Genomic DNA, 12,441 nt, shown 5'->3' on the forward strand with positions numbered 1-12,441 from the left:
GTTTTTTTTACGCGGAAGCTTTCGAGATTTCTGATGTCCGCCTGATATGCCTTGGCTGTGAATGACAAATGCAATATGAATGGAATATTCTTGTTCTATCGAGAGATAGTTATGGCACTAAGGTGCTTTCCGATTAACCAGTTCGAATAATACAACTTCGTGGTGATACATGTTCAATGTGGATGTTTTTAATCGATTGCGGAACAAATACTTTGCTCTTGCTTCTAGGCTGATGCCAGGAAGGAAAGAGGAATTTCGGCTCAGGCGGTTGGCTGCAGACGCTCTTGAACCCCCCACCCCAAGGGTGCGGTCGTTGCCAGGGCATGCTTTGATCGAGATTAACAATACCTGCAATTTGAATTGCATTATGTGCAATACAAAGATGTCGAAGCGCCCTAAGGGGTACATGACGCCTGATCTTTTTGAGCGAATTGCCAAGCAATTGAAGCAGGCTGGGTCATTGTATCCTGGGTTGCACACGGTGGGTGAAACATTTGTATATCCTGATCTTCCTGCGTTGTTCGATATCGCCCGTTCTCTGGATTATCCACTTTTTATCAGCACCAATGCCCAGTTCCCGGATCGATTGGCTCCGCTTCTGGAGTCGCATTCCGATATGATTCACCACTTGCGGTTCTCCATTGATGCCGCTGATGCAGAAACATATTCGTCCATTCGCAGAGGGGGCAGGCTCGATAAGGTCATGGAGAGCCTGGAGGTTGTCAGGCGCTTTAACATGACTTCCAGTCGTCCGGTTCTGTTGGAGGCGGGTTTTGTAATGAGCGCGACCAATATCGCAGAAGTCGGTCCTTTTATAAAGATGCTGGAGCCCTATTGCCCTCCCGACAAGGTTCGATTCAACCTGATTGACGGGATATCGCCCGATGCCAGTTATTTTCGGACGACTTTTCCGTTCAAGAATCTGATCAAGCCGGCAAGACCCTGCCGGATGGTCTTTAGGAATGTGTTTTTTACACATGATGGGAAAGTGTCTCTGTGTTGTCGCGATTACGACGCCGAAGTTGTTATTGGCGATATTACCAAGCAGGATTTGACCACTATTTGGGCGAGCCCGGAAGCAGGGCGTGTAAGAGATATGCATTTGGGCAAAAAGTCGATGACGATCAAGAGTTGTGTCGGTTGTTTTGTATCCAATCGCTCAGTTAGCAGCCTTGTGAATTTGTATATTCATCAACTGTATGCATCTGGAATGGATTCCGACAGGATCGGACATGAGGCTTGGACATTCGTTCAGGGTGTCAATGATCAGGTGGGTGCAGGTGGCGACCTCCAAGCGTATGTTTTGGGAGCCTTTTCAAAAATTCAATAAGCGACCTTGTGGGGTGGCTGGCAACAGTATTGTGAGTAGTATTTATGATTGATTCTGATGTGGTTTTTCGCGAAAGACTTGTAAACTATTTGAATACTATTGATGCTTATCGTGACGGTGAAATGTATTCAAAGCTCTGGGGAAACTTCATTCGTGAATTTTCTTTAGGGCAGGATGGAATGCAAGGGTTGCCGCAGCTAAACCAGACTCAGTGCCGGGGATATGTGCCCAGAGAACGCCGCGTGGGCAGGGTTGATCGGCAGGAGTGGATTGAAGATGCTGTGGGGTGGTCGGTTAATATGGTTTATGTGTTGGCTGAAGCCATTGCGAAGCGTCTCAAGAGCAAAAAAGTCCGGCATAAATATGATTGGCGGACGTATCGAATAAAGCGCTTTCTAAGGATGCAGGGGATAGATTACCGCGCTGAGCTCAGTAAGGGATATCCAGCCAATAGTATTAGCTCTTCCTTTTTTGCCTTGCGGGCTGTGTACTATCAACGCTTGCTATTGCAATATTCGAGGTCTGTTGTTGCCAATCCGCAGAGGATTCTCGAGGTTGGGGCCGGGGTTGGTACCTTGGCGATTATGCTTGCGCGGATGCTTAAACCGCGTGAGTACGTTGTTGTTGATCTGCCCGAAATGCTCCCTGTTTTAGCAATAGAAGTGAGGCGTCATTACCCTGAGGCCAGAGTTGTTTTTCCTAATGAGGAGGTGCCTGAGCGGTCTTTGGGCAATTCTGTGACATTCGTCTTGCGGACTCCTACGCAGCATACTTCGATTCAAGATGAAAGTGTGGATATTGCGCTCAACATTGATTCATTTGCCGAAATGCCTATTCAGGCTGCGCGCTCCTATGTTGAGATGTTCAATAGAACCTTGGCCAAGGGTGGGGTCATGTTTTTGGCCAACCGCGAATCGCGAGTTCATGATGGACAGGCGGAAATTAACTCCATGTGGACGTTGCCTTACGACCCAAATCATGAGGTGATGCTATTTGAGCATTGTCCTATGCGCCATTATGTGATGAGCGGGAAAACTCCCAATATCAACAGGATTAGCCGTAAATGACAGCTGAGAACCAAGGGCATGCCAGGCGGGCAAGGTTGAAGCGTGTCGTCGTTGTAAATCCTGCCAATTATGGTCGGAACATGGCGGGTCTGAGACCTCCTTTTGGACTTTTGACTCTAGTCTCGGGACTTATGGGGCTGGGGGTTGAGGTGATATGGATCGATGCTGATCTGATCCGATCTAGGCAAAAAGTGTTTGCTGAACTGCGCGACTATTTGGATTGCGATTTGCTCATGATAGGTGGTTTATCCACTGCCTATAAGTCTATTAAAGAAATTATATCCTTTGTTGAAAGTTCAGGTTCAAGCATCAAAATTGTTGTGGGTGGGAGGGTCGCCAAAGACACGGGAGATGTTGTTTGGAAGTTTAACCCCCGACTGGACATGCTTTGCCGGCAGGAAGGGGAGTTCGTCGTCAAGGACTATGTCGAGCACTGGCCTGATTACAAGAAGGTCAGAGGGATTGAATATCGCATGGGGGACGATATTGTTGTGAACGATGTCGCTCCTACGCCAGCCACTTTTGCTGACGTGCCCAGGATGAGGTGGGAGATTTTGGACAAGAGTTATTTTGCGGAGCAGGGTTTTTTGCTTACTGGGCGTGGGTGTCCTTACAAATGTGGTTTTTGTCGAAAAAAAGATAGCCTGGTCGAAAAGCATCGAAGCATGGAGTTTGAAGAGATACTGGATGACATTCGGTATCTCTTAGAGAAGCGTGGCGTAAATAAGATCACGTTTGTGGATGAATTTTTCATGCAAAACAAAAAACGCGTAGAAAATTTGTGTCACGCTTTCCAAACATTGGGTGTTTCCTTTAGCTGGGTTTGTACGACTCGAGCGAATATCATCGGTGAAGGGGATGTTCCGCTCCTGCGTTTGATGAAGGAGTCCGGTTGTTCTGCCATTAACATGGGGTTGGAAAGCGGAAGCCAGGACATGCTTGATAAGATGAATAAGAAGTTGCGTATTGAGCAATCTGAACGAGCTGTTTCTGCGGCGCGACGAGCAGGCTTGAAAATTCGTCCCACGTTCATTTTTGGCTTTCCTGGTGAAACTCGAAGGACAGCTCTTGAGTCTGTTCGATGGCGTAGGCGGTGGGGTTTGAAGGGAGGGTTCTTTTACGCTACCCCCTATCCTGGTTCTGATCTGTATGATCAATGGCTGCAAAGAGATAGTGTTGATTTGGCTAAAGAGGAAGCGTGGTTGCTGATGGGGCCAAATCTTAACTACTGCAATGTGAATTTGACGGATATGCCGGATTGGAAGCTAAGATTGTTGGGAATTGAGTGCGCGTTGCGCCTGAATCCCAAGAGATTTATTAGTAAAAAAATCCAAGGATTGAAGCGTCGCCTAAAAGGTTCGTAAATTGATGATTGTCGTTTGTTGCTGCTGATATTGCATAAAGAGCTTAGGCAAATCGAATTAAGGGTGCGAAGGTGAATGAGATTCAGTATGAACAATTGATGCCCGTCTATTTGTTTTCTATTCCGAGGGGAGGGTCTAATATATTCAGTGCTTTTATGCATAATCATGATTCGATTGTTGCATTAACTCATACAGCTGCCAAACAGTATGTTGATAGAATGCATCTAGGTCAGCCTCTAGGGTTGGCGAATTCGAGTTGTACTTATGCTGAGAGTGCTCCTCTAAAATGTAATAATTCAGTGACTCATGTTGTTTTGCATAATATGCACTACAACAAGAAGAAGAAATATTACTATATTGACTACGGGTTGAAAGAGATAGCATCAGGTCGGGCACAAGGTGTCGTTTTGTTTAGACATCCCGTTTCTGTGTTCCTGTCGATGGATGCTTTCAGGGCAAAGTTTGATCGCCCTGGGTGGCGTTTGTCGCGGGAAAATTCTTATTGCATAATGGAGCGGTTTATTCTTCCGCAATTAAGCATGCTTCGAAATGCCGATGTATACCCTGTCGAGATTGGAAGTTTTATTAAAGACATTGATGCGGAATACGCCTCTTTATGCAAGCACCTTTCCTTGGGCTATAAGCCGCGCTATGGTTCTTTCCAAGAAACATTTTCAAGCGTGTGCGCGAGTGATGGTAATCCCTACGCAGTGAAGGATTTTTCTCGATATTCTGGTGGCTTTGTGGAAGCGAAGGGCTATACCCCAAAGCCGCAGCCTATGTTTTATAATCCTGCGACAGGACAGCCACTTTTGGGGCGAGGTGGATTTAATCCCTGTGTTCCGGTTTCGCATTCGCGATTAACTGCTTTTAAGCATCGGCTTACCCCTGAGGCTGCAAGGATATTAGAGTCTGTGTTTACGGGTTATATGGCACGTCGGGATGCTCTGTGGTTATTGGAGAATGAAGATCTTTCCATTGAACGATTGAAGGCGATGGATGTTAATCAAGATCCGATGCGCAAGCTGTTTTTTGTTTCTTTGTCCATGGTCAAACGAGTTCAAAAACGATTTACTGCCTGTGGCGTAAACAAAAAGGATGAGCCCAATGTATAAACTCTTAGTGGTTACGCCCATTGCACATATACGTGGTCTTCGTGAGAAGCTCGCATCTAAATTTGATTTGTTGGAATATCCTGATCCTTTGTTTGAGGACGTTGTCGAAGTCCTCCCTGAGGCTGATGTTATCTTCACCAATCCAAATAAATCCAAGCTTCCTATTGATTCAAAACTCCAGCAGGCAATGACTAAGCTGAAGGTGATTACAACGGCTTCGACGGGGTTGATCCATATTGATTTGATCGAGGCTGGGAGACGGGGGGTAGAGGTGATCTCCTTGACGAAAGAGTTGGCTACCATCGAGAAGATAAGTTCAACCGCTGAACATGCTCTGGCGCTGACCTTGTCTGCGCTGAGGCGTGTTCCTTGGTCTTTTTCGGATGTGTTGGACGGTAATTGGGATTATGAAAAATTCATTGGTCGGCAAATTGATCATTTGACTGTAGGTGTCGTGGGGTATGGTCGTCTGGGGAAAATGTATGCTCGTTATGCCCAGGCATTGGGAGCTGAGGTGCTTGTGTGCGATCCGGCATATGGTTCGGATAACTGTCCCTTTCCTGTGCAAGACATGGCTGAGATGGTTCCTCGTTGCGATATAATTAGTTTGCATATTCATGCAACATCTGAAAATTTGGGATTAATTGGGTCCGAGTTGTTGGCTTCTGCCAGAGAAGATCTGCTTCTGGTGAATACTTCTCGTGGTGAAGTCGTGGACGAAAAGGCGTTGCAGACTTTTCTAGGTAGAAACCCAGGGGCTTGTTACGCTACAGATGTGCTTGCTAGCGAGCAGACTTCCAAGTGGGATAGTCCTATCTATGGCTTAGCGAAGTCTGGGGGGAATGTGTTGATTACTCCGCACACAGGCGGAATGACGCGCGAGGCCCAGGAAATTGCTTATCACCGAGTGGCAGATATGCTTATTGAATGTGCAGAATCACTTTAGATAAATTTATTTATGAGTTTTAATAGTAAAGTCATCTCTGTCGTCATCCAGAAAGCTATTGCACTTGTGCTGGGGCTTGGAACCTCAGTAATTGTTGCGCGGTGTCTAAGCCCCGATGAATTCGGAGTATTAAGGTTTATTCTTGCCATGGTGGGAGCGATTGTTCCCTTGGTTTTATTGGGACAGCCTAGTGCCAATATTTATTCCATGAGTAAATTTCGGAATCGTGCCCGATCTATCGCGACCAATAGTTTTTTGTATAGTCTATTTGTGTCTGCGGTTGTTTGCGTTACCTGGTGGTTGTTCTTCGACAGAATTCGTCAATATTATAATCCTGATGTAAGTGCTCTCCATTATAGCTACGTGATGTGGCTCTTCCCTTTGTTCTTCTTTAAAGCTTGTAATTTATCCCAGGTTCGAGGGCTCGATGATATTCGAGGTTTTAATACTGTTAATTATGTCGAATCTTTCGGGCGATTTTTGTTATATGCGGTGTTCCTTTTGGGGCTCGATTTGGGGCTGAATTCTGCTGTGCTGGCTAATTTTATAGTCATAGGAGCACAGGTGGTTTTAATTATAGGATTGATTGTAAGGCAAATTGGACTGCCTCGCTGGTCGATTGATTGGAATTTATTCAAGGATTCGATTCGATTTGGTGCGATGTGCCATGTTGGTGACTTTCTCGGTAATCTCGCAAGAGTGTCCCTCCCCGTTTTTGTCTTGGGTCACTACGCCAGCATGGAGAGTTTTGGCTTCTACGCCTTGGCCAAGAGTTTAATTGTTATGGGAGCCTTGATTTTACGGTCGATAAATGTGGTATTTTTGCCGAAGGTCAGCCGAGTCGATGACGAGCTTAGTTTTGTGCTTACTGCAAGGGTTTTACGCGTAGGACTATTCTTGGCGATCTTAAACATGCTCCCGATATATATTTTTTCTCCCTGGGTTGTTCCCCTGTTTTATGGTGTAGAATATAACGAAACTGTTTCTGTATTGTTTATCTTGGCTCCAGGTGTTTTTTTGGAGAGCCTGCAGGCTTTTGTGATTAGCTATTTTCTAAGTAGAGGGATGCTTTGGACTAGAAGTATGATTGCTGGGGTGAGATTGGTGGTCAGCGCATTATTGATGGGGGGGCTTATCTTTGCTGGTTTTGATTTTTTTGGTTTCTGTTGGGTTCTTACTCTCTCAGAAGTCATAATGACCCTGTTTTGCTTGGGATTGTTCATGCATAGTAATGTGTCCCGAAGTTGGCGTTTAATATTTGCCCCGAGTAAGGATGATTATCGAGAATTGGCTGAATTGTTTAAAGCAATGCGGCAACGGATGGGAATTAGAAAAGTCTAATAGGTCTGAATGTTAAAACTAAGTGTTGTATGATTTCAAGTAAGATTAAAGTCGGTTACCTCGTTCATGCGTTGGTGAACATCGGGGGCATTGAGCGGAGGATTCATCACGTACTCACTGGTTTGATGGGGCTGTTGAGCCGGTCTTTTATTCTATGTTTCATTCACCGATGTCTCATTGGATCGAAGAGTTGGGGGTGCCTTTTCATTGCCTGGGAATGAAGGGACTCTATCCATGGGAGGTATTGAAAGCTGGACGCATGATGGCCAAACAACCCGTGGACTTGTTTCATGCATACGGGCCGGTACCAACGCTTCCTGCGGCTGTGGCGGCAAGGCGTATGGGAGTCCCTTTGATTTCCGAGCGATATAATTTGGGGCATGGCAGAAAGGCTCGGCACATATGGTTGGCTAAGATTGCTAATGCGACAGCATCCGTGATTTCGGTCAATTCAGACGCTGTTGGCGAGGTTGTTGTCCGGGATGAAGGGGGCCGATCAGACAAGTTGCATCTGATTCGAACCGGTATTCCCATAGGCCCCGCTCCAGAGCGATTGACGGACTTTGCGGTGCCTGCGAGTGATAGAGCGCCATTAGTGGTGATGTGTGTCGGGAATTGCCGTTGGGTAAAGAATCAAAAGATGATAATTGATTCGATCCCGCTAGTGCTCAAGCGATTTTCCGATGTAGAGTTTCATTTTGTGGGTGATGGGCCTGAGCTGGAGAATTTGAAAGCCCAGGCAGAAAGACTTGGGGTTTCAAATAAGGTTGTTTTTCATGGTAGACGACCTGATGCTCCCACATTGCTCACGGAGGCGGATATTTTTGCGTTGACCTCAAAGGCAGAAGGGCATTCTAGAGCTGTTCTTGAGGCTATGCAATGCAGTTTGCCTGTGGTGGCGACCAGGCTGGGTGGTTTTGTAGATGAAGTTATCGAAGGGGAAAACGGTTATTTGGTTGAGCTTGGAGATGTTGGTGCTTTGGCTCAATCGTTCCTTAAGTTGTTGGGTGATGCGGAGCTACGCATGAAGATGGGGCGTGCTGGAAGATGTCGTGTTGAAGAATTTTTTACTCTTGAAAAATTTTATTCTCGGCAATTGCAGTTGTATAAGGATTTGCTGGCAAGGGAGAGGTAGGCTTTGGTGCGTGGTGGCAGGTTCGCTCCGCAAGAGAAAGCTGTTTGATTTATTGTCCTGACTTTTATGGGTTATTTGATGCATGGTTGAGATGAATTCAAACGCAACAAGGGCCAGTGCGCTTTACACTGGCCCTTGTTGCGTTTGGCAAAGGATTGTGGCGGGAGGTTGTTGCTATTTGTAGGCAGCAATAAGGGCGCGAGTCCCGCTGTGGTAGTTTGCAAATCTTGGAGAAATTTCAGGAGGAAGCATTACTAATTGTAAGTTTCGGAACCCAACAAAATCCAGCAGTGAGGCAAGGGAATTGAGAGAAGGTACAAGCGATGGGCCATGCAGGCTCGCTCGAGGTTTGGCGTTGTCTTCGAATTTCATGTGGAGGTAATTGTCTTCTCGGCCAGTGATGCGTGTGGCGATCAATGCGACTTTGTTTGTTATTCTATGTAGATTTCTAAGGAAGCGATGGTGATCGAATACGTGGTATAAAATTCCCAGAGCTAATACGATGTCGTGTTGATCGTTGTAATTGTCGATGCCATATTCGACATCCATTGTTTCAAAACTACATGATTCATCTAATCCAAGCGTTTTGTGGAGGGTGTTAAAGATGTCTCGTGGGCTTTCCCGTGCCTCGATAACTTTTGTTTCCCGCATTCCCAATTGTTTGCCATGCAAGGCATAGTATCCGCAGCTCCCTGCAATATCTAAGAGACTGACATCGTCCAAGCCTTGTGGGAATGTTTCTTTGTATATTTGGAAAAGTCGTAACTGGTGACAAAAATATTGAGATGTTGAGTAATTATCAGTTATCGACCACGTACCATTTTCAATGGATGGTTTGAAATAGCTTTGAGCGTCTTCGCATTGAGCTAAGTCATCTATTGATGAGTAGTGAGATAGTGAGACATCTATATCCAGAGGCGTTGGGTTCGCGAATAAGAAAGGATTGTCTTGCTTGGCTGATGAGTAATTGCAGCATGTTTTTGTGGAGAGATGGACTGGAAGTTTGGTTTGACGATTAACTTCGATTCCTGCCATGCGGAGGAATGGCAATGCTGTGCGAAAAATACTAAGATAGTTCATGTGTTTATTGTGTGCCTTGTGGTGGACTTTAATAGAAGATAAGCCCTAGCCAGGGTTGAATAAAACGTCGGAGCATAGAGCTCGTGCGGATTTGGGTTGAATGGTTAAATTTTTTTGTTGGTAGTTTATAATAGAAAATATGTCAAAATGGAAAGTGTTCATCAAGAACAATTGAAGAGAATGTTCAGTTCGTTTTCAATATTTAATTAGCATAATTGTGTGGATTTCTATTGGTAAGGTATGGCCTTGGGCGGCACAAATATATTTCTATTCTGAGTTGGTAAGAAACACTTGCCAATCCTGCCTTGATATGACATTCATTCCCTCCCTTTCGTGCCGAAGTGGTGGAACTGGTAGACACGCTATCTTGAGGGGGTAGTGGGGGAAACCTCGTGGGAGTTCGAGTCTCCCCTTCGGCACCATTCGATACCAAAAGCCGTAGTCAGATGACTGCGGCTTTTTCGTTTATGGGGAAAAGTTGATTTTCTGCTTCTATCTCTCTTGAATACCAAAGCTTGTATTAATTTTCTTTCCTTTTAGTTGTTTGGTTGACTGATTAACTCTCAATAAACTATTCAAGTTGTGGGAAGTTTGAGAATCTCCTGATATTTGGTGTCGCAATAAGCCGGTCCTGAATGATGTGGGGTTGATGTTCGTGGGGATCAAGTTCAATTCTTTAGTTCATTCGGGACGGTCTATCTCCAAGGACATGACCGCCTCGCTGGTGATGTTTACCCTAGTGGTAACAACGCTGATTTCCGTATTTGCCTATCAAACCCGTTCTCGTGAGATGCTTGGCGAATTGCATGCCAAGGCCGATGCCGTTATTTCCGATACAACCTCCGTTCTTGCTGTGCCCATGTGGAATCTGGACGACCAGAGCGTACGCATGGTGGGTGGTGCCTTTGCCAAGAACGAATTGATCCAGGAGCTCATGATCTCGGATGCCAAGGGGCGCATCCTGTACTCCCTAACCAAGGCCATGCCGGAAAGCGGCGTCTTTGGCCGTGAACAGGGCGTCGTCTACAATGGCCAGACCATCGGCAACGTTCAGATCGCCTATTCCTTTGAAAACTACGAGCGCAACAAGCATGACCTGCTGGTCATGTCCATTGTTAGCGGGCTTGGGGCCATCATTGTCATCGCACTGGCCACGGGCATGCTACTGCGCATCTTCTTGCGCAAGCCTCTGGAGGCCCTGCAGTTGGGGGCTCGCCAGGTGGCCAGAGGCGATTACACCTGCGGCTTCGAGGGGGTGACGCAGCTGGAACTCGTTGAGATTGTGGAGCATTTCGGGGAAATGAGCTGCGAGGTTGAATCCCGCGAGCGGGAGTTGCAGCGCGTGAATATCGATCTGCGCCGTGCCGAACGTAAATACCATGGTATTTTTGAGAATGCCCAGGAGGGCATTTTCCAGACCACACCCGAGGGCATTTTCGTGAGTGCCAACCCCTCTCTGGCCACCATGCTCGGCTACGATTCGCCCGGAGACCTGCGCCAGTCCGTCTCGGACATGGAGAACCAGCTGTATTTCGATCCCAAGGATCGCAAGCGTTATTTGACGAAGCTGCTCAAAGAAGGGCGCGTCCAGGATTACGAGCTGCGCCTGAAACGCAAGGATGGCTCCATGCTCTGGGTGCTTTTGCACGCGCAGGTCATCCGCAATTCCGATGGCACTGTGCGTATGCTGGAAGGTTCACTCATGGATATCACGGACAGGCGGCGCATGGAGGATGAATTGCGCCACAGGGCCTTGCATGATCCCCTGACCGCGTTGGCCAACCGGGCGTTGTGTCAGGATAGGATCAAGGGGGCTGTGGAGCGCGGTAGGCGCCGTGATGACTATTTGTTCTCCGTGTTGTTTGTGGATCTTGACCGTTTCAAGATCATCAACGACAGCCTGGGCCACCGCTTTGGTGACAAGTTGCTGGTCGAGGTCGGGCGCAGGTTGTCCGATTGCGTCCGCGAGCTTGATACGGTTTCCCGCTATGGCGGCGACGAGTTCATCATTCTTTTGGAAGAACTTTCAAGTCAGCGCATGGCCATTCAGGCGGTCAAGCGCATTCGCGAAGAACTGCGAAAGACCTTTGCCCTTGGGGACCATGAGGTTCGCGTCACGGCCAGTATCGGCATTGTCATGGGCGGCGGGGATCAGCAGGCAACCCCTGAAGAACTGATTCAGCGTGCCAATATTGCCATGCATGCAGCCAAGGAGTCCGGCAAGAACCGCTTCAAGGTGTTTACTCCGCGCATGCTGGATAGGGCCGAGTTGGTGTTGACCCTGGAAAACGAGATGGAACCGGCCATTGCCAGGGGTGAGTTTTTCTTGGAATACCACCCAATTATTCATTACAACGGGTCTTCAAATTTGTTTGGCTTCGAAGCCTTGGTGCGATGGAATCATCCCACCCGGGGCCGGCTCATGCCCGATGAATTCATTCCCGTGGCCGAGGAGTCCGGGCGTATCAGGGACTTGGGGATGTGGGTGCTGGGTGAAGCCTGCCGGACGATCTCCGGTTGGCGGCAGGATGTTGCAGGCGCTGGCGACTTGCTGGTCTCAGTCAATGTTTCCGGCCGTCAGTTCTCGCAGGTCGATCTGGTGGATCGTGTCGATCAGATTCTGCGCGAGACGGGCCTGCCCCCTGACAGGCTCAAGCTTGAGATCACCGAAACAGCCATCATGCAGAATGCGGAGATGGCCATCGACAAGCTGGCCGCCCTGCGCGAGATGGGCGTGCGCATCAGCGTTGATGACTTCGGAACGGGCTACTCGTCCATGAGCTATCTGCAGCGTCTGCCTCTGGATAGCCTGAAGATCGATCTGTCCTTTGTGCGGGCCATGGACGATTCCCAAAGCAATGTGGAGATCGTGCGGGCCATTATCAACCTCGCCCATACTCTGGGGTTGGAAGTCATTGCCGAGGGCGTGGAACGGGCCTCGCACCGGGATACCCTGCATGATCTGTCTTGCGAGTTGCTCCAGGGGTATTACTATTCACGCCCCTTGAGCGGTGAGAATGCCGCGGCGTTTATCAAGGATTTCGACCGGAAGGGTTGAGGTCG

The 12,441-nt window shown here is 47.6% G+C and carries 9 protein-coding genes and 1 tRNA gene; 9 read left to right on the forward strand and 1 reads right to left on the reverse strand.

Annotation, left to right across the window (positions count from 1 at the left end; all coding sequences use genetic code 11):
• Nucleotides 1-169 precede the first annotated feature (169 nt).
• From EL361_RS14210 to EL361_RS14240, 7 genes are all read left to right on the forward strand, one after another.
• Entirely contained in the window at nucleotides 170-1,330 is a 1,161-nt protein-coding gene (locus EL361_RS14210) for a radical SAM/SPASM domain-containing protein (RefSeq protein ID WP_126380616.1), read from the forward strand.
• 44 nt (nucleotides 1,331-1,374) lie between these two features.
• Entirely contained in the window at nucleotides 1,375-2,397 is a 1,023-nt protein-coding gene (locus EL361_RS14215) for a putative sugar O-methyltransferase (RefSeq protein ID WP_126380617.1), read from the forward strand.
• Entirely contained in the window at nucleotides 2,394-3,761 is a 1,368-nt protein-coding gene (locus EL361_RS14220; RefSeq protein ID WP_126380618.1) for a B12-binding domain-containing radical SAM protein, read from the forward strand. Before EL361_RS14215 ends, EL361_RS14220 begins: the two co-directional genes overlap by 4 nt.
• Before the next feature lie 71 nt (nucleotides 3,762-3,832).
• Nucleotides 3,833-4,876: a hypothetical protein gene (locus EL361_RS14225; RefSeq protein WP_126380619.1), complete on the forward strand. Its 1,044-nt coding sequence runs from the start codon at nucleotides 3,833-3,835 to the stop codon at nucleotides 4,874-4,876.
• Nucleotides 4,869-5,822, forward strand: coding sequence for an NAD(P)-dependent oxidoreductase (locus tag EL361_RS14230; RefSeq protein ID WP_172961772.1), 954 nt, complete (start codon nucleotides 4,869-4,871; stop codon nucleotides 5,820-5,822). The genes EL361_RS14225 and EL361_RS14230 overlap by 8 nt, the downstream gene beginning before the upstream one ends.
• A 12-nt stretch (nucleotides 5,823-5,834) precedes the next feature.
• On the forward strand, nucleotides 5,835-7,163 hold the full coding sequence (locus EL361_RS14235) for a lipopolysaccharide biosynthesis protein (RefSeq protein WP_126380621.1): 1,329 nt from the start codon (nucleotides 5,835-5,837) through the stop codon (nucleotides 7,161-7,163).
• 244 nt (nucleotides 7,164-7,407) lie between these two features.
• A complete protein-coding gene (locus EL361_RS14240) occupies nucleotides 7,408-8,298 on the forward strand; it encodes a glycosyltransferase family 4 protein (RefSeq protein WP_232034795.1) in 891 nt (296 codons plus the stop codon).
• A 174-nt stretch (nucleotides 8,299-8,472) separates the two neighbouring features.
• Here EL361_RS14240 and EL361_RS14245 read toward each other — a convergent pair whose 3' ends face one another.
• Nucleotides 8,473-9,378 carry a class I SAM-dependent methyltransferase gene (locus tag EL361_RS14245; RefSeq protein ID WP_126380623.1) on the reverse strand — a complete coding sequence of 302 codons (906 nt, stop codon included), beginning with the start codon at nucleotides 9,376-9,378 and terminating at the stop codon, nucleotides 8,473-8,475.
• Nucleotides 9,379-9,713: 335 nt separating this feature from the next.
• Between EL361_RS14245 and EL361_RS14250 the strand changes: the two genes are divergently transcribed.
• A tRNA-Leu gene (locus tag EL361_RS14250) sits at nucleotides 9,714-9,800 on the forward strand.
• A gap of 233 nt (nucleotides 9,801-10,033) precedes the next feature.
• A complete protein-coding gene (locus EL361_RS14255) occupies nucleotides 10,034-12,436 on the forward strand; it encodes a putative bifunctional diguanylate cyclase/phosphodiesterase (RefSeq protein WP_172961773.1) in 2,403 nt (800 codons plus the stop codon).
• Nucleotides 12,437-12,441 lie beyond the last annotated feature (5 nt).

It is taken from the genome of Desulfovibrio ferrophilus (assembly GCF_003966735.1).
In the GTDB taxonomy this organism is placed as follows: Bacteria; Desulfobacterota; Desulfovibrionia; order Desulfovibrionales; family Desulfovibrionaceae; genus Desulfovibrio_Q; species Desulfovibrio_Q ferrophilus.